Origin of the sequence: uncultured Gardnerella sp. (assembly GCF_947280595.1) — a bacterium.
GTDB classification, from domain to species: domain Bacteria; phylum Actinomycetota; class Actinomycetes; order Actinomycetales; family Bifidobacteriaceae; genus Bifidobacterium; species Bifidobacterium vaginale_A.
Genome location: NZ_CAMYOS010000004.1, coordinates 15,284 through 41,223, shown reverse-complemented (window position 1 = coordinate 41,223; position 25,940 = coordinate 15,284). Strand labels below are relative to the sequence as shown.

The window sequence follows — 25,940 nt, the reverse complement described above, 5'->3', positions numbered from 1 at the left end:
ATTCTCAGATGTTGTTGCTTGTAGTAGTAAAAGGTAGATTTTAGCTTACTTTAGTTTTATAAAGAGTTTGGATTAGGTGTAACTTCTTCAAGCACCGTTTCGCTTTTTATTGTTCGTTAAGTAATTTCCACGCCTCACTAGTACGTGATCTATACTTTATTTGCTTAGTAAATAAATCTATAGGATTGTTTACAAAATAAGCATAAATTCATATTGTATTAGAGAAATCGTGATGTTATAGTTAAACTGAAATTGTTAATTATATTTACTAATATAATAGTATTCCGTTTATGTTGGCAAGGTTGCTTGCAGATGCGGTATAACAATATCAATTAAAAAATAATAATTACATAAATATAACTTCAAAAAATATTCTATTGATAGATGTGAGTAAAGGCGTTCATATCGATCAATAGAGTCACGTAAATAATTGTTTTTCTATTGAAGAAGGACTATAGAATATGAGTGTTATAAATCTAAAGCGAGCGTTAGCTGCTGTATGTTGTACATGTATTGTAGGCACTTTTTTCACCAATATTGCAGTTGGTCAAGAAACTGAGTTGGGGGGGGGTGTTGTAGGTCGTAGCTTTTATGTTTCTAGTGAAGAAGGAAATGATAATAATACAGGAACTACTGCTGATAAACCTCTTAAAACATTAAATAAAATAAATGAAATTATGAAGGATTTTAAGCCTGGAGATAAGATTCTTCTAAAAAGAGGTTCTAAATTTAATAATCAATCTTTACATATTAAGGATATATCTGGTGCTGAAAATAAGCCTATAACTTTTATGGATTATGGAGATCCATCCAAGCCTGCTCCGCTTATTGCTGCAAACGGTGTAAAAGATAGTCAGTGGCATCAAGATTATAAAGCACTAATTGGTGGAAGTCCTCATAAGCATAAGGGTGATGTTTCGTCAACTATTCTCATTAAGGATTCTTCTTATATCACTGTTAAGAATTTAGAAATCACGAATGACGATGAGAATGTTTATGATCCAGTTAAAACATGGAAATGGACTGAGAAGGCTGATTCTGACGGTACAAAATTAGATAGAAGTCAAAATCGTATGGATAGGACTGGCATTGCTGGTATTGCTGAAAATGGTACTACTATGAGTAATGTCAGTATTGAGAATTGCTATATTCATGACGTTGATGGCAATATTTACAACAAGCATATGGCAAATGGCGGTATATATTTTATGGCTCATTTGCCAAAATATCGTCAGAGTGCAGCCGATGATGCATATTTACAAAATCATGTATCGCGTTTTGATCATATTTCAATAAAAAATAATAGAGTTGAAGACGTAGATAGATGGGGTATCGCAGTAGGTTACACTTCGTATTTGAATTATATTGATAACTCACGCAATTGGAATAACGATTTTGATTACTCTAATGGCGCTGGTGGAGCTATTAAGGATTCTGTAATTGCTAAATATGGTCAAACTAATGTTGTAATTGAAAATAATTTTGTATATGGCGCTGGTGGTGATGCTATTACAGTGATGTATTGTGATCGTCCACTCGTTAAAGGAAATGTATCTTCTAAGGTTGCTAAGCATATTAACACTCAAGATTATTTAACTTCTTCCGGAAGAACTGCTGCTGCTATTTGGCCTTGGAGATGCAAGAACGCATTGTTTGAGTATAACGAAGCTTATGAAACATTGAACGCTGATCACGGTAATGGTGATGGTCAGCCTTGGGATGCTGATTTTGGTGATGGCACTCTTTACCAATATAACTATTCGCAAAATAATACTTTTGCTACTTTAATGGTTTGTAATTATTTTGCTATTAACACTACATTCAGATACAACATTGCTGTAGGAGATAATGGCGCGATTGATTTACCAACAACCTATAGCACTGCGCATATTTACAACAATACGTTTATATTGCGTAAAGGTGTGAAAGTTTTGACGGACCGAACTAATGGCCCAGGTCTTATGGAAAATAATATTTTTGCTAGCGTTGATGAAAATAACGGTTCTCTTAGCAATGCTACAACAAAAAATGCTCAATGGAATAGGAATAATCGACAAGTATATAAGAATAATCTGTATATAAATTATGAATCAACTCCTAGAAGTGATGCAAAAGCTTTGAAGGCAGATGATATTCTCAAAGTATTCAAATCTAACGTAATTGGCATAAAAGATTTTAATAAGAATGGCAAAATTTATTCTCGTCAAGGCGATAATAATGCTTTTGCTAATTATCTACTTGCTAAGGGATCTCCAGCAATAAATTCCGGTACAGTAATTCATGATCTTAATGGTTTTAATTTTGAGCATGATTTCTTTGGATCTAAGATCGTATCTAATCCAGATATTGGTTGTGCTGAAAGTGACGTTAAGGCTATTTCTATTAAAAATATTGACTTTGAAACAGGTAATGAAAATGGTAATAAGACCATTTATGTGCCTATAGGTAAAAAGCTTACTACAAATGTATGCGATCTTTTATCTATGATAAAAGTTGGAAGCGAAACTAAAATGCAAGTTTTGCGTAGTGGTTCTGTACTAAAACCTTCTGCAAATGTGTTAGAAGGCGATATTGTACGATTTTCTCTTGAGGGAGATAATTCTTCTGATTCTGCTTTCATTGATTATGTAATTAAGCCTAAGATGACTTGGGATTGGGTTCGTGAATATCAAGATGATCATCAAGGACCTATTTGGCATGGTCAGAAACAGGATGGTGACAGTGGAACTTGGGAGGATTTGAAATCTAAGGATCCGCAGTATCCTAACTGGCTTTTTGACAGTTATTATGGACCTGGAATAGATTATCCAAATCGTAACTATCCTGAAAATAGAAAAGATATACATGGCTTGCTAAGTGATTCACCTGGTAGTGCTGGTGGTGTTGCAATTGCATGGCTTGCTCCAAAGAGCGGAAAGATTCGCTTTACTATTAAAGAGAATGAGCCGTATTTGCGTCAGAAAGGCAATAATGGCAAAGCAATAACATTGTCTTTAATGATAAATAATGAAGTTTTGTATAGTGCTAAACTCTCAGAGTCTTTGAAAGTTTCGCAAGAGTTTGCTAACGCTGTTAAAAGTCATGGTTTATTGGATGTAAAGCGCGGTGATTGGATTCGTGTTGTTGCAACAGCTGAATCTGATATGTCTCGTCCGTCTTTGCATGTAAGTCCTGTTTTTGAGTATGTGGATGAAGCTAGTGATGTTCATGATTCTGAGTGTGTAGCTAAACATGAATCTGATCCAGTGACTCCTTCTGATCCGGTTGAGCCGGTTAAACCGGTTAAGCCTGTGACTCCGGTTAAGCCTGTGACTCCGTCTGATCCGGTTAAGCCTGTGGTTCCGTCTGATCCGGTTGAGCCTGTTAAGCCTGTAGCTCCTGTTGAGCCTGTGGTTCCGCCTGTTCCAGCTACGCCTGCTGAACCTGTTGTTCCTGAGCCTCATGAGCCAGCTCCAGCTACGCCAGTTAAACCTGATTCTTCGCTGTCAGTATCCGTGAATGCTCTTGCTCCTTCTAGTGTTGATGGTCTTAATCCTGAATTGAAAGGTAAGCTTACTATTGGTGTGAAGAATGTAGCGTACGCTAATGCTGTCAATAGAGTTATTGCGAATATTTCTAATGAGGAGTTTATTTCTCATTTGAAGGCTGATGGTTTTGTGTATGCTTATGCATATATTTATTCATCTCCTCGTTTGCTTAAGGACGCTAGTGGCTCTGATCGTGTGAAGGTTTATATGCTTAATGGCAAACCTCAATTTGATGCATTGTTCCCTGCTGGTTATTCTGGTAAGCATACGGTTGCTCTTATTGATGAGAATGGTAATCAGCTTGGTTGGACGAATATTACCGTTGAAAGTAAGGTTTCGTCTAATAAGTTACCTAATACTGTTGTAAGTAAGTTACCTAATACTGGCGTAAGTGCGCTCTTAACTGTTTTTGTTGCTAGCATTTTAGCTTATGCTGGTGCGCTCTTGCGAAATTCTCAAAAGTAGGCTGTTACTTATTTTAGAAGTATTGTAATTTATTTGGTCTTTGCATGCTATTGTATGCAAAGACCTTTTTTTTTACATAAAAATCTAAAATCGCGAGCAAATCTTAGGTCAGCACTTACGAGTATTGTCTAAGACGTTCGGTGTTCAAAGGTTTCGCAATTTTCATAATTTTATGTGAGATTTTGCGATGCCTTCGCTATGCCGGCGAGTCGCAGTAACCTCTGCGTGAATGCCCAAATGTAATTGCGTGCGCGATTGCTCAAGAGCCTTCGCCGCGCTTTTTATGGTCTTTTGCGCTTGTAAACCAAGGAACCGAGAGTTTATGGAAAAGTTCTTCCATCTCAAAGAAAACGGCACGAATGTACCAACGGAGATCACTGCAGGTCTCACTACATTCTTCGCAATGTCGTACATAATCATCGTAAATCCAAATGTATTAAAAGAAACTGGTATGCCATGGGGTGGCGTGTTCTTAGCAACAATTATTGCAGCTATTATTGGCACGCTTGTTATGGGCTTATTTGCTAACGTGCCTTACGCTCAAGCTGCTGGTATGGGTCTTAATGCGTTCTTTACGTTCACTGTCGTAAAAGGCTTAGGCTTTAGTTGGCAGCATGCCATGTGTATGGTGTTCTTATGCGGTTTAATTAACATTCTTATTACCGTTACTAAAATTCGTAAAATGATTATTCGTGCCATCCCGACTTCGTTACAACACGCAATCGGCGGTGGCATCGGTTTATTCGTGGCTTATGTTGGCATGGTGAACGTTGATTTGATTAAGTTCACTCCAAAAGACAAAGAAGCTGTAGCAATTGCATCTAAATTTGGTGCAACTCCTGCAATTCCAGGTCTTGCTGTTCTAAAGAACCCAGTTCTATGGTTGTTCCTTATTGGCTTGATTTTGGCAATTATTCTTACTGTTTTGAATGTTCGCGGATCTTTGCTTATTTCCATTGTTGTTACAGCTATCATTGGTATTCCAATGGGTTTGACGACTATGAACAACTCTGTGTCAATCATGGGCGCTTTCCATGATTTGCCTAAGACTTTCTGCGCAATATTTACAAACGAAGGATTCCCAACTCTGTTCTCACGTCCTGATCGTATTCCGCTGGTTTTAATAACAATCTTTGCTTTCTCAATGTCTGATACTTTCGACACTTTGGGTACTTTCATTGGTACTGGTCGTCGTACTGGAATCTTCTCTGAAGCGGACGAGCGTGCTTTGGAAAACGGCTCCGGATTTAGCTCCAAGATGGATCGCGCTTTGTTTGCTGATTCCATTGCAACTTCTGTTGGTGCAATCTTCGGTACTTCTAACACCACTACTTATGTAGAGTCTGCTGCAGGTATTGGTGCAGGTGGTCGTACAGGTTTGACTTCAGTAGTTGTGTCAATCTGTTTTGCACTTTCAATAGTTCTTGCTCCAGTTGTTTCCGCTGTACCTGCTGCTGCAACTGCTGGTGTGCTTGTGGTTGTTGGATGCATGATGGCAAGTTCTTTGAAGGAAATTGCTTGGGATGATATTTCCGAGGCAATTCCTGCATTCTTCGCAGCTGTATTCATGGCATTTTCTTACAACATTTCTTACGGTATCGCAGCCGGATTCATTATGTACTGCTTAGTGATGACTTGCAAGAAGCGCGCTAAGGAAATTCATCCAATGCTTTGGATTGTTTCTTTGTTGTTCTTGCTTGATTTTATTGCTAACGCTGTGCTGTAAATGTGAGTAAATGTGAATTTAATTTCAAGGATTTAATTTCAAGAATTTAATTCGCAAGCATAAGAAAAATTAGAGGGCGTGTGATTACATGCCCTCTTTTTGTTTCTATTTCTGTTTTTATTTTTGGGAAATAACACGAAATAACTTTTGTTTTTCTAAATTTATTCTTAGATTTACTGCAAATTTGCTTGATATTGTCTTTTATTTTCTTGATACTTTCTTAATACTGTCTTCTATTTTCTTGACATTGTCTTAGATGCATATTAAACTGTCCCAACGTAAACCACAGACCGTTGGTGGAATCGCGAGATTCCTGAAATTGATGTGTCATGCCAGCACAGGTTGAGCAATGATTTGCAAATTGTTTATTGTAAATCGAAAGTTTAAACACTTTAGTGTTTTGTTTGTTGCTCTGCCAGTGCGCAGAGCTTTTTTGTTGCTCTGTTTAGATTAAGCTTGATGTGTTTCTTTCAAATCGACGGCCGATTTAGGAAGGAACGCCATGAAGAGGCCCGAAAAGGAAGCGGTAGTTGCAGAGCTTACTGGATTATTCCGTAATGCAGACGCTGTCTACCTCACCGAGTACCGCGGGCTTACAGTTCCGCAGATTTCTGATTTGCGTGAAAAGCTAGGCCGCGATACTTCCTACTCTGTGGCTAAGAACACGCTTGCTCGTATTGCTGCTAAGGAAGCGGGCATTGAAGGTCTTGACGAGCTTCTCGCCGGTCCAACTGCAATCACTTTCGTAAAAGGTGATTTCATTGAGGCTGCTAAGACTTTGCGTGATTTTGCCAAAGAGAATAAGACCCTCGTTATCAAGGGCGGTTTCGCAGATGGAACCGTTTACGATGCCGAAGGTGCAAAGCAGCTTGCAGACTTGAAGTCTCGCCCACAGTTGCTTTCCGAAATGGCCGGCGCGCTCAAGGGCACTATGTCCAAGGCCGCTTACCTGTTCAACGCTTTGCCAACAAAGGCTGTGCGTACTATCGACGCTTTGCGCGAAAAGCAGGAAAAGGCCGCATGATACCCTTGCAGCTTGCTGCATGAGTCAAATAATAATAAAAAATTTGATGGCTTAAGGCACAACGTGTGCCTATCGGCCAAGTAAGAAAGGAAGCCATTATGGCTAAGCTCACTAATGAAGAGCTTCTTGAAGCTTTTGGTGAAATGACCCTCGTTGAGCTCTCCGAGTTCGTCAAGGCTTTTGAAGAGAAGTTTGATGTTGAAGCTGCTGCACCTGTAGCCGCTGTTGCCGCTGCTCCAGCTGCTGCTGGCGCTGCTGAGGAAGAGAAGGACGAGTTTGATGTCGTTCTCGCTTCCGTTGGCGATAAGAAGATTGCAGTCATCAAGGCTGTTCGTGCTTTGACCAACCTTGGTTTGGCTGAAGCTAAGGCTCTCGTTGACGGTGCTCCAAAGGCTGTTCTCGAGAAGGCTAAGAAGGAAGATGCTGATAAGGCTAAGGCTGCTCTCGAAGAGGCTGGCGCTACTGTAGAACTTAAGTAGTTCATAGCAAATTTTGGCTAAATTTGCGTAATGCAATAATAGCTAATGCTTTTAGGCGAAAGTGACTTTATTGTTGCTTTCGCCTTTTAGTTTATATTAGTTTTTTTAATTTAATCTGTTTTACAAGTTTTAGAAAATAACTCAAATAGCACCGTTTTTGGCATATATACACTAGTTTTTGATTGAAATATTTTTTGTATTTTGTATTTTCGGCATATAAGCAGATTGTTATTTGTTCTTATTCATTTGTTATTAGTTCTTATTCATTTTTATTAGTTCTTATTCATATTTTTATTCGTTCAATTTTCTAACATAACATAAATTAGTAATCGAACGAAAAATAAAAAATATTTTGTGAATGTGTATTTTGTGAATGTGTTGTGAGCTTATTTGAAATATCGTAGTTTTTTAATTCGTTGAAGATTAGATTAGAAAAGTTGTTTGTAATCTTTGCTTGTAGGAGGCTATGCGTTGAGTAGCGCGTGTGAAACAATTTGTCATGCGTCAAATGCATATGATGCTTTTAGTAAGTCTTGTGTAACTCCTCGTTTTGGCGTTGGAAAAACATGCGCAAAAGTAATACTTTTTGGTGAACATTCAGTTGTGTATGGATATCCTGCTGTTGCATTGCCTTTGCGAAATCTTTGTATGCGAGCCACTGTTTCTAATGAATGCACTTTTAATTTTGAGTTAGATAAATCTTTTGAGTTAAAATCGAAGACTACTTCCTTAAATTCACATAGTTCTCTTAATTCCTCTAACTTACATAGTTCTCTTAATTCCTCTAATTCTCTTAGCGTTGAAACTAGTATCGAAACTAATATTGACGATAATATTGTTTTTTCTGCTTTAGGATTTACTGGATTATTGCGAAATATCCCTCCTAGATTTTCCTCTATTCGAACTGCTATTCATTGCGCGTTAGATTTTGCAGGCTGGGATGGGGAACGCTTGTATGTATTGACAGAATCAGATTTTCCACCTGAAAGAGGATTAGGGTCTTCTGCTGCTTCTGCTGGCGCAATTATTCGCGCTATTTTGGATTATTATGGTATTGACGCTAATCAGTCGCAATTATTTTCTTTAACTCAGCAAGCTGAGCGTGTAGCTCACGGGCGACCTTCTGGATTGGATGCTGTTGCAACTTCATCTCTTTTGCCTGTGAAATATTGCAATGGATCATTTGATTATATGAATATAAATATGCGAGCTTGGATTGTACTCGCTGATTCTGGGTTAAAAGGCATGACTAGAGTAACTGTGGAAGATTTACGAAAAAAGCGTGATGAAAATCCTACTTTCGTAAATTCTCTTTTGCAAGAATTAGGCGATATTGCTTTAAGTGCCGAAGATGATTTGTTAAATGGAAGTAGCGAAAATGTGGGAATAAAAATGATTCGTGCTCATAGAATTTTAGATAAGCTTGGAATTAGTACTCCTTTGCTAAATGATTTAGTTGATGCTGCTTATTCTAACGGAGCGCTAGGCGCAAAATTAACTGGTGGTGGAGGAGGAGGTTGCGTTATAGCGATTGCTGATTCTGAAGATTGCGCATACAAAGTTAGCGATGCTTTCAAATCTGCTGGAGCTAAAAAAACTTGGATTGTTGATATTAGCGGAAAATAATAATTTAATAAGATATTGATACGTTATTTGACTAAGTTATTGATATGTTAGCGTGTTAAGTTGTGTGTGAGCGTGTGAATGCGTTAAGTTGTGCATGAGTGCATAACAACATGAGTGTGTTAAGTCGTGAAAGTGAGAGTATATGCAAAGCGTGATTGTTAATCCGTCAGTATTTTACGATGATTCAATGAATGCTAATTGCGCTCGCGCTTGTGCAAATGTAAATATTGCTCTCATTAAATATTGGGGTAAGCGTAATGAAGAGTTGATTTTGCCTTATGCTTCTTCGCTATCTTTAACACTTGCAGATTGGGGAACTGAAACACAAGTTAGTTTTGATGAGAATTTATCCGAAGATAACATTTCTTTAGACGGTGTAACACTTGTTGGTGGCAAGTCGAATAAAGTACGTAATCGCATAATTTCTATGTTAGATCTTATACGTGCTCGTGCTGGAATATCCCTAAAAGCTAATGTTGTATCTCATAACAGCGTTCCAACTGCAGCAGGATTAGCATCTAGTGCATCCGGATTTGCGGCATTAGCTGCAGCTGGAGCATATGCCGCGGGATTAAATTTAAGTCCTCGTGAATTATCTAAACTTGCTCGAAGAGGTTCTGGATCTGCATGTAGATCTATTTTTGGAGGACTTTCAATTTGGAATGCTGGAGAAGATGATGAATCTTCATATGCAGAGCCTATCCAAATGCCTGAAAATCTTCAATTAGCAATGATCGCAATAGTTTTAGATTCTGCGCCTAAACCAATTTCTAGTCGAGAAGCAATGAGCAGAACTGTAAAAACATCGCCAACCTATATACCTTGGATTAAGCAATCGGAAAAAGATTTTCAGAACGCAATTTGTGCTATAAAAAATAGTGATATTGAAACTTTAGGAAACATAGTAGAGAAAAATTTCATGGGCATGCATGAAACAATGCATAATGCTGTACCTCCTGTTAATTACATCACTGAAGATAGTTATAAAGTATTGGAAATTATAAAAAATTTGCGTTCAAAAGGATTGCCTGTTTGGGCAACTATGGATGCTGGTCCTAATGTGAAAGTTCTTACTGTTAAAAGTGAAGCAGAGAAAGTTGCAAATGATTTGCGCTCGCATATTTCTAAAGTTTTAGATAATTCAAATTTGTCTTCTAATAAACCGATTCGTATTATGGTCGCTTTGCCTGGAGATGGAGTACGTATTTTTGTTAGAAAATGAGTGTGTAGTGAGTGTGTAGTGAGTGTGTAGTGAGTGTGTAGTGAGTGTGTAGGATTTTATGCTAGTAATATCATGTAGATAGTAGAAATACTCATTTTAGGTGCTTTAGACATATATAAACGATATGGGGATATCATGAGCAAAGTGCAAGACATGGCTTCGGGAAAGCTTTATATTGCAGGTGAATATGCAGTTGTAGATGGAGCTGCTGCAATTGTAGTAGCTGTAAATCGCTATGTGAGCGCAACAATCGACGATGATGATTTGCGCATAACAGATATACACGGTAAGAATTATTCCAGTAAGTTTTTAAGTAAATCTAATTCAGAATTAAAAGATTTTAATAAATTAGATTCTCCAACAGTATACGGTTCTATATCATCTGTTTCTGAAAGTGTTGATTCTGCTGGTGATTCTGCTTGTGGTTCTGCTGGTGAAAGTGTTGATTCTTCTTGTGTATCTTTGGATTCTCAGCGCTTGCAGCAAAAAGTCAACAAAAATTCAAAATACAAAACTTTATATTGGAAGCGCTCTTTTAATGGTAAAGATATTCTTGTTGAAGAAGAAAAATATGCGCAATTTTACTCTTATGTGCTTTGCGCAATGAATGTTGTAGATAAATTTGCATTTGAACAATATAAAAAGCCCTTGAATAAGTGTTATAACGTGCGTATTTCTAGTGATTTAGATGATCCGCGATTGGGCAGAAAATATGGATTGGGTTCTTCAGCAGCAGTTACAGTTGCTGTAGTTCGTGCATTGTGTAAGTGGTATGACTTAGATATTTCTACTCCGGATATTTGTAAGCTGGCATTGATTGCATCTGCTCTAGTAGAAGGTTCTGGAAGTGGCGGAGATGTGGCTGCTAGTGTTTACGGCGGTTGGATTATGTATAGAGCGTATTATCGCGATTGGCTTAAAGCTGAAATAGAGATGGTGAATTCTGGGGATCTTGATTTTCATAAGCTTGTGCGAAAAAAGTGGCCACGTTTAGAAGTAAAACGTTTGAATGTAAACCCATCTTTAAAATTACTTGTTGGTTGGACTGGTATTCCTTCTTCGAGTTCTTCGTTAGTTAGCAGTGTTAAATCAAATCGAGTGTCACAAAAATTGTTTACTTATGAAGATTTTTGTTTGTTAAGTGAAGCTTGTGTACAAAGGCTTGCGAAAGTGCTTGAAAGCGGCGATTTAATAAGTCTTTCGCGTGGTTTGGAATGTAATCGTCAACTTTTGAGAGATTTGAGCGATTTAACTCAAACTACTATTGAAACTCCAATGCTAACTAGTTTGATTGAAACAGCAAAGTTTGTTGGTGCTGCTGCTAAAACTAGTGGTGCTGGCGGTGGTGATTGTGGAATCGCTTTAGCTAGTTCATACAATAAAGACGGTATTTCTTATATTAAAGATACTTGGAAATCAGATGGAATTAAGCCGCTAAATCTTAAAGTAGCTAAAATTAACGGTACTGGAAAATCTTCAGAAAACATAGTTTTGCATTATGAATTTAGCGAAAAATTATCTCAATATAATACAGGTAATAAGAAGAAAATTTCGTATATTCATGAAGAAATAGATTTTGACGATATTCATTTACCTCATGAAGGTGATCCTATTACTGCTGGAGCTTTTGCAAAACGTAATGCGAGTAAAATGGATTCGTGTAATTCTAGTAATTTAGAATCGTCTAATTTGTGTAATAAAAAATCCTCTTTGTCTAATTCTTTGTCTAATTCTTTGTCTAATTCTTTGTCTAATTCTTCGCCTAATAAAAAATCCTCTCGTATTACTATAAAAAATGTCATTTCTAATTTAGAATCTCAAATAACTTCAAATCGCAAAAATATGCATTTGGCTATTGCGGACGAGCAATATAAAGCTAATTCTGAAGCTGGATTTGATGATATAAGTTTTATGCCGACTTCTTTGCCAAACATTTCGCTAGAAAACGTGGATTCTAGTGTGAGTTTTTGGGGATATTCCTCGCCAATTCCGTTGTATATTAACGCAATTACAGGCGGAAGCAAAGAAGCTAAAGCTGTGAATGCTCAATTAGCTAGAGTTTCTTGCAAAACGAATATTCCTATGTCTTCTGGCTCTTTGAGTGCAGCTCTTAAAGATCCTTCTCTTATAGATACTTTTAGTGTTATTCGTGATGAAAATCCTAAAGGTTTTGTGTTTGCAAATGTTGGTGCTGGAACTAGTGCGTCTGACGCTATGCGTGCTATTGAAATGATTAACGCTAACGCTTTACAAGTTCATCTTAATGTTGCTCAAGAGTTAGTTATGCCTGAAGGCGATCGTGATTTTAGTGATTGGATGCTAAATATTAAAAATATTTCGATTGCTTGCAATAAAGCGAATATACCTATGATTGTTAAAGAAACTGGTTGCGGAATAACTTCTTTAGATGTTCGTAGATTATATGATCTCGGTGTGCGTTTTGTGGATATTGGTGGACGTGGAGGCACGAATTTTATAACTATAGAAAATTCTCGTAGGGATTCTAACGATTATGGATATTTGAGTTCTTGGGGTCTTACGACTGTTGAATCTTTGCTAGATGTTATGAGATATGAGAATTGCAATAATGGAAGTATAAAAGTGTTTGCAAGTGGAGGAGTGCGTACTCCTCTTGATGTGATTCGTGCTTTAGCGTTAGGTGCTCAAGCAGTTGGAGTTGCTGGAGAATTTTTGCACATTCTTATGCATAGTGGTGAAGAAGTACTAGAGCAGCGAATTTTTGAATGGATAGAGCAAATTCGTAATATTATGGCATTGCTTGGAGCACAAAAAGTGTCGGATATTCGTTCTAAATCTAGGCTTATTTTAAAGGGTGATTCTTTAGAATTTAATAAGAGTTTGAATAGTTGTCTTGACAAGTGATATACTTGTGTAGTTGTGCGTTCATACACGCTTATCTGTTTATGCGTATTTGTGTGATTGAACGACGCAAGACTTGCAAGTCTAGAATTAGGGAGTTCATCATGTCAGCTCGTTGCGCAGTATGTGGCAAGGGACCGCAAACCGGTTTCTCTGTGTCGCATTCACATATCCGCAATAAGCGCACCTTCCGCCCGAATCTTCAGCCAGTTCGCACTACTATTGATGGCGAGAATGTTCGTCTTCGCGTGTGCGTGAAATGCATTAAGGCTGGAAAGGTTCAGCGCGTTGAGGCGTGAGTCGCTTAAAGAATGTAAGATGCCCTGAGCAAAAGTTCAGGGCTCTTTTTGTATATAAATATAAATTTCTGTCTTATAGTACAAAATCTGTCTTATAGAACAGAATTTGCCTTATAGCACAAAATTTTTATATAGAATCTCGCAATATACACAAAGCATGACACAATAGAAGGTAGTGTGTTTTGTGAAGGGAGCATTAGCGTGGCCAGTCAACAAACAGTACAACGCTGGATGATTACAGTAGGTGGCGTAGAGCAAGCTCGAATTGGAGCAGGTCAATCAGTTGAGATTGGTCGTAAACCTATTAGACCTTTAAGAGATGATGGCTTTAAGCGTATAGATATTGTAGATAATAAGCGTTCTATGTCTAAGCGTCACGCGTTGCTGATTGTTAGCAAGAATGGTGTTGCAACTATCCGCGATCTTCATTCAACTAATGGCACTTACTTAGTTGGGGATAATGGCAATTTAATGCGTTTAGAGCCGGATATTGATTTTCAACTTCCGAACAGCATAATGCGTATGCAATTTGGTGATGTTCCTATTGATTTTGTGCATGTTGAAGAAGATGCTAGTGAAGATGATTCTGTAAGAGATCTTTTCTCTTATGCTACTGACGATAACCGCCAAGAACCGGATGTTTCTGATTTATCGGTTGATCAAATTTTAGATTTGCGTGCAGGTGAGCCTACTGGTGTTTTCCATGCTCAGTCTGTTTCGCAGCCAGAGCTTACTTGGAATCATGAAGGTTCAGTTTTAAGCTCTGAAAATATAAATGTTCCAGATGCTAATGCTGTTGAAGTAGAAATTCCAGTTCTTCGTAAAGAAGAAGAAGTTGAGCCTCGTAATCTTTTTGATGACGCTCAAGAAAGTTCTGTTGTTGAGCAATCTGACGTTGAGCAATCTGTTGTTGAGCAATCTGATGCGTCTTCTGATAGTTCTGTTAGCGAATCTGAAAATAGTGTTTCCGATAAAGATTCAGCTGATAGTGAAGAAAATAGTAAAGAGAACTTGCAAGATGATTCGCTGTCTGATTCGCTGTCTGATGATTTATCATCCGATTTGCAAGGTGATTCGCTAAACAATTCTCAAGAAAATTCTCAAGAAAATACGCAGCTTTATAATCAAATTTCAGAAGAAAACAATGCGCAAAATGTTCAAAATCAGGATATTTTTGAGTCTGTAGAATCAGAAGATTCGCATACAGATTCTGTAACGTCTGATAATGCAAAATTTGAGAATAATGAGCTTTCTACTAGTGAATCTGAATCAAATTACGATTCTTTTGCTAATTCTAATGTTGGATCGTCTTATGATTCATCTTCTTCTCAATCTTCTCAATTCTCAAATAATGATTTTTACGATGAATATACGCCTGCATTCGAGCCTGGGTCTGTTTTTGAGAAAGTTTCACAAGGTGAATTTGATTCTAATCATGAAGTTATAGAAGCTGGCGGATTTACATCGGATGAAGCGAAGCAAACTTCAGATTTTTCTGAGCAATTTGAAATGGCAAAATATTCTGAATTGTTGCCGTATTTAGCTATGAACACGAATCTTTATGATGATTTGTATGCTTGGCTTGCAGCTCAATCAAACGCTGATGTCGATGAAGCTTTAGCTAGAAATAGCGGATACGATTCATACCGCAAAGCAATGGGAAGTGAATGATATGAATAGTGGTGAATCTTTTGAAACAGGTGCAACTCGTCATAATGTTGCTTTGATAAATGATCTTAAAAAATGGCGTGACGATTATCAATCGCAGCTAGTTCCTTCTCCGCTAGAGGATATTACTAAATTGCAAGCTAAGCTTGAGCTTACTCATGCACATCCTTCTGGAATTGCTCAACTTTTTGCTAGTGGAAAAGTCACGTTGAAAGCACTATTTAGAGATTCTGGAATATTAAGAGCTGCCGGTCGCAATTTGAATCGTGTATGTGAAGATCGAGATAATAAAGCGCATGAAAGCGGAGTTTCAGAGTTATCTCTTGTTGTTGGAGTAGCTTCTTTTAATGGCAATCATGTTCCTGTGTTGACTTATCCTGTTCGTGTAGTTCGAGATAGTTCTCAAGATGAAACAGTAGCGTCTATCTACTTTTCTGGTAATGTTCGATTAAATCATGCTTTGGTTCAGCGTCTAAGTGAGCGTGGAGTGGAACTTCGTGAAGAGGTTCTTTTTGATGGTTCTAATTATGAAAGTGGAACTCCAGAAACATCCGCTGTATTTGCTGCTGTAAGTGAGCAAGCTCGTAGCGTTTTTCCTGATTTTGATATTGAGCGAGATATTGTTCTTGGATGTTTCACAGACGCTGGTACAAGATTTGTAACAGAAGGCGATCATATTATAGAAGCATTAAAAACAGGTGTTGTCGGTAACACTATGATTGATGCGATTTTTTCAGATAAGGACGCTATAAACAAACTTAAGGCTTTTAACGCTCCGCAATACACACCTTTTGACGCAGATCCTCATAGTGAGTTTGAAGTAGGTGATGTAGATAATACAGTCCGTTATGCTGCTACTTTGGCTGCATCTGGAACTTCTGTTTTTATGAATATTGATGCAGGATGTGATTCTGCTACTTTAGCTGCATCTGTGGCATCTCGTTCTGTATTAGCTGGGCATTCAGTTCTATATGTTGCAAATGTTAGTGAACAACAACGTAGATTCCGTCACGCTTTAAGCGCTCATGAAATCTCGTCTTTGGCTGTAGACGTGTCTGATCCTCATATCGCTAAACATGTGGATTCTCAGCTTATTTCTGCTGTAGGAGTGCGTCATAGTGTTGCATCATCGCGATTTGAACAAGTTGCAGATGAGCTTGTTGGTGTTCGCGCTCGTTTAACTCGTTATCTTGGAGATTTGCATAAAGATAATGAGCATTGGGGTATTTCTGCTTATCAAACTATACAAAATCTTGCTGCAATAGCTATGTTGCCTTCTAGGCCTTCAACTCATGTGAGATTTGATGTTAATTGCGCTCGCTTGCTATCTGGGCATCTTGAATCTTGGGCGCATAAGCTTCACGATGCAGACAAACTCGGTGAATTTACTATTACTCCGGAAGATACTCCATGGTTTGGTGCATCTGTTTTTGACGAAAGTGAAGCTGTTAATGTTTATCAAAGAGTTGTTGATGTATTAACTAAATTACTTCCTGCAACTCGTGAACAAGTTAAAACAACTGTTCAAAATTGTGGTTTCCCTGTTCCCAATACTGCTAGACAATGGGCGCGTCAAATAACAGTTTTGAAGAATTTACGGCGTGTTCTAGATGTTTTCCAGCCTGAGATTTTTGAGCGCGATTTGGAATCTATGATTGAAGCAAGTAAGCCTAAGTCTTTGCGCAAATCTGAAGGAACAGATATGGGATTCTGGGAGCGCAGAAGACGTGTTAAAGAGGCGCGTAATTTGCTACGCGTTGGTGCAAAAGTTGATGATTTGCATGAGGCTTTGAAGATTGTTGCTCAACAGGCTTCCCAGTGGAGATTGTTTGTTCCTCATGGCGGATGGCCTGTTTTGCCTCCTAAGTTAGACGATATTGTTGATACGCAAGAAATGCTGACTCGTAATCTTGTTGCATTGGATTCTGTTCTTGCTACTACTCGTCAAGGTGCAGATTTAGAAAATACTGATTTTGCTAAGCTCGATGAGCGTTTGCGTTCTTTGCACGATAATCGCACATCTCTTGATACTTTGCCTGGTAGATGCGTTTTAGAGCGTGATTTTAGAAGAGCTGGATTAAGTGATTTAGTAGAAGATTTGCGTCGTCGTCATATTACAGGTCAAGCTCTTGATGGCGAATTGCAACTTGCTTGGTGGACTACTGTTTTTGAAGATATTGTTCGTTCTTCTGAAATTATTTCTCATCAAGATGGATCTGCTATGCAAGATGCGGCAGATAGATTTGTGCAAGTTGATACTGAGCACGTGCGTTCTATTGGGCCTATGGTTCAACAAGAAGCTATGAAGCATTTGTGTGATTTGCTTTTTGCTCACACTCAAGAAGCTAATCAACTTCATACTATGCTTGCAGGTAATCGTGTTGGTGTGACTTTCGCCAATTTGGTAAGAGATTATGCTGATTTGGTTCTTTGTGCTAAGCCGATTATGATTGGCATGCCTTCGACTTTAGCTATGAGACTGCCGTTTAAGCCTATTGCAGATACTGTAATAATTGATTCTGCAGAGCATATTTCGAATCTTGAATTATTGTCTGTGCTTGTTAGAGCGCGAAATGTTGTTATTATCGCTCATAAATCTACTATAAGCTCTCAATGCCTTAAGAAATTGGTTGATTTATTGCCGCAGGTTAGAATAAAATCTCACGCTTTGCGCAGATCCTTACTCTTGGCGAAGTTCCTGGAGTCTAACGGTTATGGTGAGGTTCATCAAGATATTCCTGTAGAACGATTGCAAGGTAGAGTGCGTTTGCATCAAGTTGAAGCAACTGGTGTTCCTGTTATGTCTTCTGGGTTGATTGAATGCTCCCAGAAAGAAATTGATGAAGTTGTGTCGTTGATTAAGCAAAGAGCGCAAACTTTTACTGTTGTTCCTTCTAGTTATGTTCTTGCAGTTGTGATGCTCACTAACGCATTCCGTATGCGTCTTGGTGCTGATTTGAAAGCCTTAGCATTTAAGGATGAGAATATGGCGCGATTCTTGCGTCACGTTCGATTAGTTAGCGTCAATGAGGCTGTTGGAGCTTACGCTACTGATGTTATTCTTTCGTTCTGCTATGCAAAGACTTCGCACGGTCGCCTTTTGCAACAATTCGGTTTGTTGGAAGCTGAAGGCGGTAAAAACATGCTGTTGGATTCTTTGGCTTTATCTCGCAGGAATCTAGATATTGTTTGTGCTTTTACGTCTAAAGACATGGATGATGAGCGTTTGCATCAAGATGGTCCTAAGCTGCTTAAGAATTTGCTTATTTGGGCAGAGAATTTGAGTGATAATTCTGTGAATTCTGATTCTTCTGGTGATAGTGGTGTTGGTGCAGCTGCTGATGGTGCTGGTGGTGTTTCTAGTGGTGCTGGTGATTCTGTAGTAGCTAATGAAGTTAGTGCTGATTCTTCTGCATCTGCTGATTCTGATTCTGCTGCATCGTCTGATTCTTCTGATTCTGAACCTTCTGTTTCAGACTCTGACTCTGATTCTGTTTCAGACTCTGAAAAATCTAATAGCTCAAAATCTACGCAATCCGTATTGGAAGATGAGCTTTCAAAATCTGGTGATTTGAATTCTCATGAATCTTCTGTTGAAATGTTAGCTCGCAATGAAAATGTGCTTTTTGCTGATTTAGCTGAGCGAGTTCGTTCTAGGGGATTGCGTGTTTGCGCTAATTATGGATTAAATACAGGTATTAAGATTCCTCTTGTTGTGGGATTGCCAGATAAGCCTTATGAAATTGCTATTTTGACTGATGATTCTCAATTCATGAGCATTCAATCTACTAGAGAGCGTCATCGCATGCTTATTCAAGATCTCGAAACTCTTGGATGGGTTGTTATGAATGTGTGGAGTGTTGCAGCATTTGTTAATCCTGAAAAAGAAGTAGATCGCATTGTATCTCGTATTGGCGAGTTGCATGGAGATGAGCGTTAATGGCGTATGATCCTAATCGGCGTGCCCCGCGTAAACATAATCGCGTGGTTCGCCGAGGTTCTGAATTGTTTGAGATGGATGGCGTAAAGTTGGATCCTTCTGATTTTCAGAATTCAATTCAGAAATCAGAAGACGATGATCAACGTATTTTGACTCAATTACCTCCTCATTGGGCAATATTTAACGAGCATATTGATTAGTGTTTGAATTGTAATATTCTTGGGCTGGTAACACTTTTTAATATTTTGTTGTTAAACGTTAGTTTAAGCTTAAAGAAACTCGTTGTTTTTATTGTTTTATGGCTATTATTGCACCTGTTGGCGTGTCGGATTGCGCGTTCAGAAGTTCTAGCGCGTCATTTGCTCTCATTGCAAGCGTTGCAATATGTTTGCTATCTGGTGTTTTAATAACAAGTACATCTCTTAAAACTGTAAAATTTGCTCTCTTTTCACTTGTTGTTTGACTGTTATTATTCTCGATTTCTTTGTGATTATCTTTATTTGTATTATTTATATCAATTGGCGATTTAGCGAATGCAATAGAGATATTTTCTCCAGGTTTTAGTGCTTGATTTGCGCTAGATAAAGTTACGTCAATCGTTGTGTATCCTTTAGGGATATTTGGCGACTTGCTAATTTCGTTAGTGAGTATTGGCATGCCAGATTTTATGTTACATAAAGCTGTTAGATTCAAATCTGATGAGTATGATCTAAGTACTTGCTGAAAAACTTCGTGTTTTGGAACAGTAATACTTTGAACGTGAGATGAGGTTATTTTTTCTCCTATTGCAATAGATTTTCTTGCAATAATAATATTCTGTGTTTCTTGCATTGCACTTATTGCAGATATACAAAACATCATTAATATAAACGAACTTATTACAATGAGTATTTTACGTAAAAATCTTTTATTACGCCTTTTTATAAGCGCGCTCTCATAACGCTCATGCGCTTCTTTTGGCGAAATCATTCTAGATATGAAATCAGTAAGTAAGTGGATCATAATTTGTATCATGAACTATTACAATCACTAATTCAAGAAAAATAATCTTATGTGGTTAGAAGTGTGCGCATGTGGTTAGAAGTGCGCGTGCGAGGAGAATTGCGAGCAATGCTTCTAGAAACGCATGTGGTAGAAGTGAGCGCATGTGCTGTAAAAAACGCATGTGGTGCAAAAACGCATGTGATTAAAAAGCGCGCGTGTGCTGATAGAACGTATGCTTGTGGCGCAAAAGCACGCAACACATATCCGCCTGTTTGAATACGCGCATGTTATAAAAGCACTTGCATGTTATAAAAGCATGCGCAGTTGTAAAAGTCTTATTAGCAATATGCGCTTAACTTGTGCGCTTTATTACTTATCGGTTCTATAAAATCCACTACCTTTAAAATTGATTGGTGGAGCGGAAAATACTTTGCGCACTTCTGCTTCGCCGCATTTTGGGCAAATCGTAATAGGATCGTCTGAGAACGATTGTTGTTCTGTAAAATCGTATCCGCATTGCTTGCAACGATAATGATAAGTAGGCAAATGAACCCTCCGAAGTTTATTTTTTGATTCAATCAAAAAGCTTCGTGTTAAATAACATTTCGCTTTACATACAGAATCAATATGCAGTTATAAAAGCTGTACTCCCTCAACATATCCTAGTACAGACCTAGACAGTGATTGTAAATAAACTATATAATCTTTTGTTGTTTTTTGTTCTTGTTGTGTTTGTGAGGTGTGGGAATTGCTTACCTCACAGGAGCTTCAACTTTTTTACGCATGTTTAAATGTTGTTGCTTGTAGTAGTAAAAGTTAGATTTTAGCTTACTTTAGTTTTATAAAGAGTTTTGATTAGGTGTAACTTTTTTAAATACCGTTTCGCTTTTTATTGTTCGTTAAGTATTTTCCACGCCTCACTAGTAGATGATGAATGAGAAATTACATTGTCAGCGATTACATAAATATTTAATTTGTTAATAAAATCGCGACACGCCAAATCTGAAGATTTTTCAGCACATCCCAATGACTCTTTATATTTGTACTTATGGGTTATGAATCGATTAGTACTTTACTTTTAGTTATTATCGTCATAGCTCTATTGTTTGGATGGCTTCCAAAGCTGACGCTTAAGAGCATGAAAACTATGCTTGAGCATCGTGAAGATAGGTATTCGTCATCTTTGCATCTAGTAGATGAGTGGACTAATTCACATATGTGTGATGATGCCAATAAATTTGCGGAAGGGGCTAGTATGCAACCTGCTAAGCAGAATATAAAGATGATTACACAAGAGCATATTCGTAAAGTAAGGCAATTGCGTAGGGATTCAATACGACGACGTAGAATTCTCGTGTCTTTGTTGTTTGTGCTCACGTTAGTAGTTCTTTTTACTGGTTTTAGTGGTTTATATTCGCCTTTATTTGCGCTTATTCCTTTCGCGCTGTTTTCTACAGTGATATATTTCGGCATTAAAGCTTCAAAAGCTGCTAGAGAATGGGAATCTAGAGTTAAGCGTGGAGAGATTTCTGTCTATAAAAAAGCTTGTGGTATTGGCGAATCTGCTGCGTCTTCTGCTTCTGCTTCTGACTCTGCTTCTGCCTCTGATTCGTATGAGGAATTTGCGCATGATAATGAAAATGAACTTGCGCATTCTGATTGTGTAGATAGTAATTATGAGCTTGAACGTGAAAATAGCGTAAATAGCAGAGAAAATACTAGCGAAAATATACAAAACAACGTTGAAAATAGTAACGATAATATCAGTGAAAATAGCAGTGAAAATTCTTGCAATGTGGATGATTCGGTTGCTACTTCTGTTATGGAAAAGCGCGAAATCCGTATTGCTTTACATCGTTCTATGCAAGAAAAAAAGCGTGCTCTTGAGAGTCGCGGAATAGTTGCAGAAAATTATGTTGATCCTGAAAATGGAATTTCTGTTTCTGATGCTCCTGCTGTTTCTTCTACTTCTGTTGTTTCTTCTACTTCTGCTTCTTCTTCTTCTTCTGCTGAGGATGTTCAAGATTCGGTAGATTCTTCTGTTTCTCAAAATAATGAGCAGTTTTCATCTGATCCAAATAATTCTCGCGATTTAATTCACTCGGATCTTACTGATGAAATCAATACTGTAAGAGCTTCACGCGGATTAGATGTGTTTGATTTAGCTACAGCATCGCTTTGCGTAGATTCTTCTAGTGAGCCATTAAAATCGCATGATTTAATTTCGTTCTCTCTTGGCTCAAGCTCTAAAAAAGATGATTCCAATAACACGAATAATTCAGAATCATATGCTCCAGAAAGTTTGGAAATTAAGTCAACTAAGCAAGTCGCTAAAGCTGTTCCAGTGGAATCAAAAGTTGCAAATCTTTTAAATACTTCTGAGCCTAATCGCGATTCTATTGCTTCTAAAAACAATTCGCGTGATGAAGTTGTTGTAGAAGCTCCTGAACGAACTGAGGATTCGCTTGGAAGCGCTGATTTGCTTGAAGTTTTGGCTCGTAGAAATCAGAATTGAAGTTAAATTTTGAAAATTTTAGCACTCAAGTTGGCAGAGTGCTAAATTTGCGCTATCATAACAGATAGTGCGTAAATGGATTATAGACGTGATCGTCAGCCTCGTCTTATGCGGTTTGCGCTAAATGTAGTATCTCTCTTAAGAAAGAGGTGACAACAGTGTCGATTAAACTCACGCCGTTGGAAGATAAGATTATTGTAAAGCAGGCTCAGGCGGAAACTCAGACTGCTTCTGGCTTGTATATTCCAGATAATGCTAAAGAAAAGCCTCAGCAGGGTGAAGTTCTTGCGGTTGGCCCAGGTCGCCGTGACGATAAAGGTGAGCGAATTCCTGTTGATGTAAAAGTGGGAGATAAGGTTCTTTACTCCAAGTATGGCGGAACTGAAGTTCATTATGAGGGTGAAGATTACTTAATCGTTTCTTCTCGTGACGTTCTCGCTATTCTTGGCTGAGATTTGCTGTTTATAGCAAGTTAAATAACGCTGGAAGTTTTGGACTGAGTGTTCAGGCTTTCAGCGTTTTGTTTTTTCGAGTATGCTTTTGTGATTTTTATCTAGTAATTTTTTAGGTTTATTTTCTAGTTTGTTTTGTGTGTATCTAGTAGTTTGTTTTGTTCGTATTTAGTAGTTTGTTTTTGGAAATAACCTTGTTTTGTGCGAAAAATTAGAGTTGCGAAAATTTTCGAGTATGCTACCGAGTAACATAACATATATGACTATGCAACCAAATTTTGCTGATTTAACAACCATTGGTGTTGGTGGAGAAATATTGCATTTTATACAGCCAACGAGCAGAGTAGCAGTTATTGAAGCTGTTGAAGATGCAGATGAAAAAGGTTTGCCGTTATGCGTTATAGGCGGCGGGTCTAATATGTTAGTCAGCGATAATCCTTTTAATGGTGTGGTTGTGCGTGACGCTCGTAGAACAATAAGCGTGCAAGATGAGGCATCTCCAGCAGAAGATGGTGTTGATAAATCCGGTTCGCATATTGTTCACGTAAATGCAGAAGCTGGTTGCAATTGGGATGACTTTGTATCTCACGTGATTTCTCTCGGTTTAGAAGGCGTTGAAGGATTATCTGGCATACCTGGAACAGTTGGAGCTTCTGTTGTGCAAAATATTGGCGCTTATGGTCAGGAAGTTTCGCAAAGTGTTAAATCTGTAGAAGTTTGGGATCGTAAAAATAAGATAACTAGTGAATTATCTTGTGAAGATATGCATTTTGGGTATCGCACTTCTCTTCTAAAACAAAGCATGTATGAGGATCATGTAAATAGCGCTAAAAAATCTGAGTTTTTCCCTACTCCTAGATACGTTGTGCTATCTGTGACTTTTTGCTTAAAGCATAGTGAAACAGGTGTTGTATCTCATAGTCAATTGGCTCATGCTCTTAATGTGAGTCTTGGTGAGAGAATGAGTACTTCTGTGATTCGTAGGGAAGTTTTGCGAGTTCGAGCTTCTAAAGGAATGCTTGAAGATGCAACGCGGTATGAGAATGTTTGGATGCGTGGTTCTAAAAGCGTAGATGGAGTTCGTGAAGCTTTACGGTTACAGTCTGAGGATTATGTGACTGGAGTTTGGCATGATGGGGATGATTTGTATAGCGACAGGCATAGTTGCGGTAGTTTCTTTATGAATCCGATTTTAAGTGTTGATGATGCTTCGCGATTGCCGAAGGATGCTCCAAGATTTGATGCCACTTTGCCAGATGGTTCTTTGGGTGTGAAAACATCTGCAGCTTGGCTTATAGATCATGCTGGATTCCATAAAGGATTTAAGCTTAGTGATGTTGAGGGTACTTCCTGTGAGGGGGCTGGTGATAGTGCTGGCGATGGCGAGAGAAAATCTTGTAATGCTGGATTATCTTCACTTCATACTCTTGCGTTGACTAATAGGCATAATGCTACTTGTGAAGATGTTGCATCTCTCGCTCGCGCAATTATTGATGGCGTGTATCGTTCGTTTAACGTGCGATTAGTTCCAGAGCCTGTTGTAATTGGCATAAAAATAGATATGTGAGCTGTTCTGCACATTCGGCGTGTTGAGTATTTGTGTGTGAAAATCCTTGATTTTGCAAGGTTTTAACGTGCTTTAATGCGTTTCCTTAAAGTTTCCTGAGAAAATTCTTGAAAATTCTTGAAAATTCTTGAAAACATATTTTTTAATATAAAAACATTGGTGTTTTTGTATTTTTTACGATGTTTTGCTTGTTTTAGTTTTATTTTTTAGTTTATTTTATTGAAATTGTGGATAAGTGTCAGTTGGTTGGCTCTTGACTTTTTCAAACGGGGGGGGGGGTATCTTAAAAGCAAACGTTAGCTAACCCTAGTTTATGGCTGACGATACTGCGATTGACGTGAAGTTAATCGTGGCGCAAATTTTTCTTCGCATACCCTAGTGCGGAGGAGAAGAAGAAAGGAAATATTATGTTAAATAAGAAGGCTATTGCCGCTTTTGCTGCTGGCGCAACTTTGCTCGCCGGCTTCGCTATGTCTGCCCCAGCTTTTGCTGAGCCAAGCACTACTGGTTCTTATGCTGATGCTGCTTCTATTCATTCTGCTGAAAAAGAAGTAGATGATGCTCATGCTACAGTTATTAAAAAGCGTGAAGCAGTTCACACTGCGCAGAATGATTTAGCTGCGGCTCAGCGTGCTCTTGCTCCTTTGAAGCGTGCTGCTGAGAAAGCTAAGAAAGCTAATGAGAAAGCTAAGAAAGCTTTTGAAGCTGCTAAGAAAGCTTTAGAAGATGCTGAAGCAAAGTTCTGCACTGACTATCAAACAAAGAATCCTGATAAAACTTTGAATGATGCTAAAACAGAATTCAAGAAGCAGCCTGAATATACAAAGCTTAACAAAGCTGTAACTGACGCTGAAACTGCTTATGGCAAGGACGAAACCGCTGGTACTCAGAAGGCTTTGAAGGAAGCTAACGATGCCGTTGATGCACAGCAGAAGGTTATTGACAAGAAACAAGACGCTGTTGATGACGCTAATGATACTTTGAAGGGTGCTGAAGCTGATTTAGCTGCTGCTGAAGCTTATCTTCGTCGTTTAAAGGGCGAGCCAGATCCAGTCAAGCCAGGCAAGCCAGGTCAGCCAAACAAGCCAGGCAAGCCAGGTAAGCCAGGTAAGCCAGGTAAGCCAAACAAGGGTGGCGTTCAAATTAACACCAAGGGTCATAAGGGCAAGAAGCAGCTCAGCAAGACTGGTGTTGGTGTAGCTTTCGCTGCTTTGGCTGCTGCTATGCTCGCTGGCATGGGTGCTGCTGTTCGCAAGATCCGTCACTAAATATTAGATAGTTTTAACATTCAACGTGTTTTGTAATATTTTCGTTGCGAAACGGCTTTAATTATTCATGTTTTAAATGTTTGCTGGTTTGCCGTTTACCTTTTCTTACTGGTGAACGTTTATAACGTGTTGATTTTAGTGTTGAATGTTTATATTAGTGTTGTCTTCCGCTAGGGACGGGTGATGATACTGATTGTTTTGAAAGGTCTACTTCGGTAGGCCTTTCTTGTTATAAGAGCATGTAAAAGAATCGCGAATAATAGTGTTAAAGGTTTAGGTTTGTTTATTTAGCTTTGAG

The 25,940-nt window shown here is 38.3% G+C and carries 18 protein-coding genes; 16 read left to right on the top strand and 2 right to left on the bottom strand.

Going from position 1 to position 25,940, the window contains the following annotated elements; genetic code table 11:
- Positions 1 to 461: 461 nt before the first annotated feature.
- The 11 genes from Q0X59_RS02135 (at position 462) to Q0X59_RS02085 (ending at position 19,056) form a co-directional block, all read left to right on the top strand.
- On the top strand, positions 462 to 3,992 hold the full coding sequence (locus Q0X59_RS02135; protein WP_297642848.1) for a right-handed parallel beta-helix repeat-containing protein: 3,531 nt from the start codon (positions 462 to 464) through the stop codon (positions 3,990 to 3,992).
- A 322-nt stretch (positions 3,993 to 4,314) separates the two neighbouring features.
- Positions 4,315 to 5,718: an NCS2 family permease gene (locus tag Q0X59_RS02130; protein WP_075523746.1), complete on the top strand. Its 1,404-nt coding sequence runs from the start codon at positions 4,315 to 4,317 to the stop codon at positions 5,716 to 5,718.
- Positions 5,719 to 6,220: 502 nt separating this feature from the next.
- Positions 6,221 to 6,742, top strand: a complete 522-nt coding sequence (gene rplJ, locus Q0X59_RS02125) for a 50S ribosomal protein L10 (protein WP_075523745.1) — start codon at positions 6,221 to 6,223, stop codon at positions 6,740 to 6,742.
- Positions 6,743 to 6,840: 98 nt separating this feature from the next.
- Positions 6,841 to 7,221, top strand: a complete 381-nt coding sequence (rplL, locus tag Q0X59_RS02120) for a 50S ribosomal protein L7/L12 (protein ID WP_075523744.1) — start codon at positions 6,841 to 6,843, stop codon at positions 7,219 to 7,221.
- Between the two features lie 492 nt (positions 7,222 to 7,713).
- Positions 7,714 to 8,847, top strand: coding sequence for a mevalonate kinase (gene mvk, locus Q0X59_RS02115; protein WP_297642921.1), 1,134 nt, complete (start codon positions 7,714 to 7,716; stop codon positions 8,845 to 8,847).
- Positions 8,848 to 8,989: 142 nt separating this feature from the next.
- On the top strand, positions 8,990 to 10,069 hold the full coding sequence (mvaD, locus tag Q0X59_RS02110; RefSeq protein ID WP_103043459.1) for a diphosphomevalonate decarboxylase: 1,080 nt from the start codon (positions 8,990 to 8,992) through the stop codon (positions 10,067 to 10,069).
- A gap of 135 nt (positions 10,070 to 10,204) precedes the next feature.
- Positions 10,205 to 12,952 (top strand): type 2 isopentenyl-diphosphate Delta-isomerase, encoded by a 2,748-nt coding sequence (fni, locus tag Q0X59_RS02105; RefSeq protein WP_297642845.1) that lies wholly within the window; start codon positions 10,205 to 10,207, stop codon positions 12,950 to 12,952.
- Positions 12,953 to 13,053: 101 nt separating this feature from the next.
- Positions 13,054 to 13,248: a 50S ribosomal protein L28 gene (rpmB, locus tag Q0X59_RS02100; RefSeq protein ID WP_075523740.1), complete on the top strand. Its 195-nt coding sequence runs from the start codon at positions 13,054 to 13,056 to the stop codon at positions 13,246 to 13,248.
- A gap of 201 nt (positions 13,249 to 13,449) precedes the next feature.
- On the top strand, positions 13,450 to 14,919 hold the full coding sequence (locus tag Q0X59_RS02095) for an FHA domain-containing protein (RefSeq protein WP_297642842.1): 1,470 nt from the start codon (positions 13,450 to 13,452) through the stop codon (positions 14,917 to 14,919).
- A 1-nt stretch (position 14,920) separates the two neighbouring features.
- Complete coding sequence (locus Q0X59_RS02090; protein ID WP_297642919.1) at positions 14,921 to 18,856, top strand: helicase; 3,936 nt, start codon at positions 14,921 to 14,923, stop codon at positions 18,854 to 18,856.
- Positions 18,856 to 19,056 (top strand): hypothetical protein, encoded by a 201-nt coding sequence (locus Q0X59_RS02085; protein WP_075523737.1) that lies wholly within the window; start codon positions 18,856 to 18,858, stop codon positions 19,054 to 19,056. Before Q0X59_RS02090 ends, Q0X59_RS02085 begins: the two co-directional genes overlap by 1 nt.
- An 88-nt stretch (positions 19,057 to 19,144) precedes the next feature.
- On the opposite strand, the gene Q0X59_RS02080 is transcribed toward Q0X59_RS02085, so the two are convergent.
- Complete coding sequence (locus Q0X59_RS02080; protein WP_296157441.1) at positions 19,145 to 19,687, bottom strand: SAF domain-containing protein; 543 nt, start codon at positions 19,685 to 19,687, stop codon at positions 19,145 to 19,147.
- Between the two features lie 240 nt (positions 19,688 to 19,927).
- On the opposite strand from Q0X59_RS02080, the gene Q0X59_RS02075 reads away from it, so the two are divergent.
- Positions 19,928 to 20,116: a hypothetical protein gene (locus Q0X59_RS02075; RefSeq protein WP_297642840.1), complete on the top strand. Its 189-nt coding sequence runs from the start codon at positions 19,928 to 19,930 to the stop codon at positions 20,114 to 20,116.
- A 93-nt stretch (positions 20,117 to 20,209) separates the two neighbouring features.
- On the opposite strand, the gene Q0X59_RS02070 is transcribed toward Q0X59_RS02075, so the two are convergent.
- Entirely contained in the window at positions 20,210 to 20,386 is a 177-nt protein-coding gene (locus Q0X59_RS02070; protein WP_082266286.1) for an FmdB family zinc ribbon protein, read from the bottom strand.
- Between the two features lie 502 nt (positions 20,387 to 20,888).
- Here Q0X59_RS02070 and Q0X59_RS02065 point away from each other — a divergent pair.
- The 4 genes from Q0X59_RS02065 (at position 20,889) to Q0X59_RS02050 (ending at position 25,642) form a co-directional block, all read left to right on the top strand.
- Complete coding sequence (locus Q0X59_RS02065; protein ID WP_297642838.1) at positions 20,889 to 22,355, top strand: hypothetical protein; 1,467 nt, start codon at positions 20,889 to 20,891, stop codon at positions 22,353 to 22,355.
- A gap of 158 nt (positions 22,356 to 22,513) precedes the next feature.
- Positions 22,514 to 22,807, top strand: a complete 294-nt coding sequence (gene groES, locus Q0X59_RS02060; protein WP_075523734.1) for a co-chaperone GroES — start codon at positions 22,514 to 22,516, stop codon at positions 22,805 to 22,807.
- A gap of 259 nt (positions 22,808 to 23,066) precedes the next feature.
- The gene (locus tag Q0X59_RS02055) at positions 23,067 to 24,374 is read left to right on the top strand and encodes an FAD-binding protein (RefSeq protein ID WP_297642835.1); all 1,308 of its coding nucleotides are present in this window, start codon (positions 23,067 to 23,069) and stop codon (positions 24,372 to 24,374) included.
- Between the two features lie 407 nt (positions 24,375 to 24,781).
- Complete coding sequence (locus Q0X59_RS02050) at positions 24,782 to 25,642, top strand: hypothetical protein (protein ID WP_297642833.1); 861 nt, start codon at positions 24,782 to 24,784, stop codon at positions 25,640 to 25,642.
- The last annotated feature ends 298 nt before the right edge of the window (positions 25,643 to 25,940 follow it).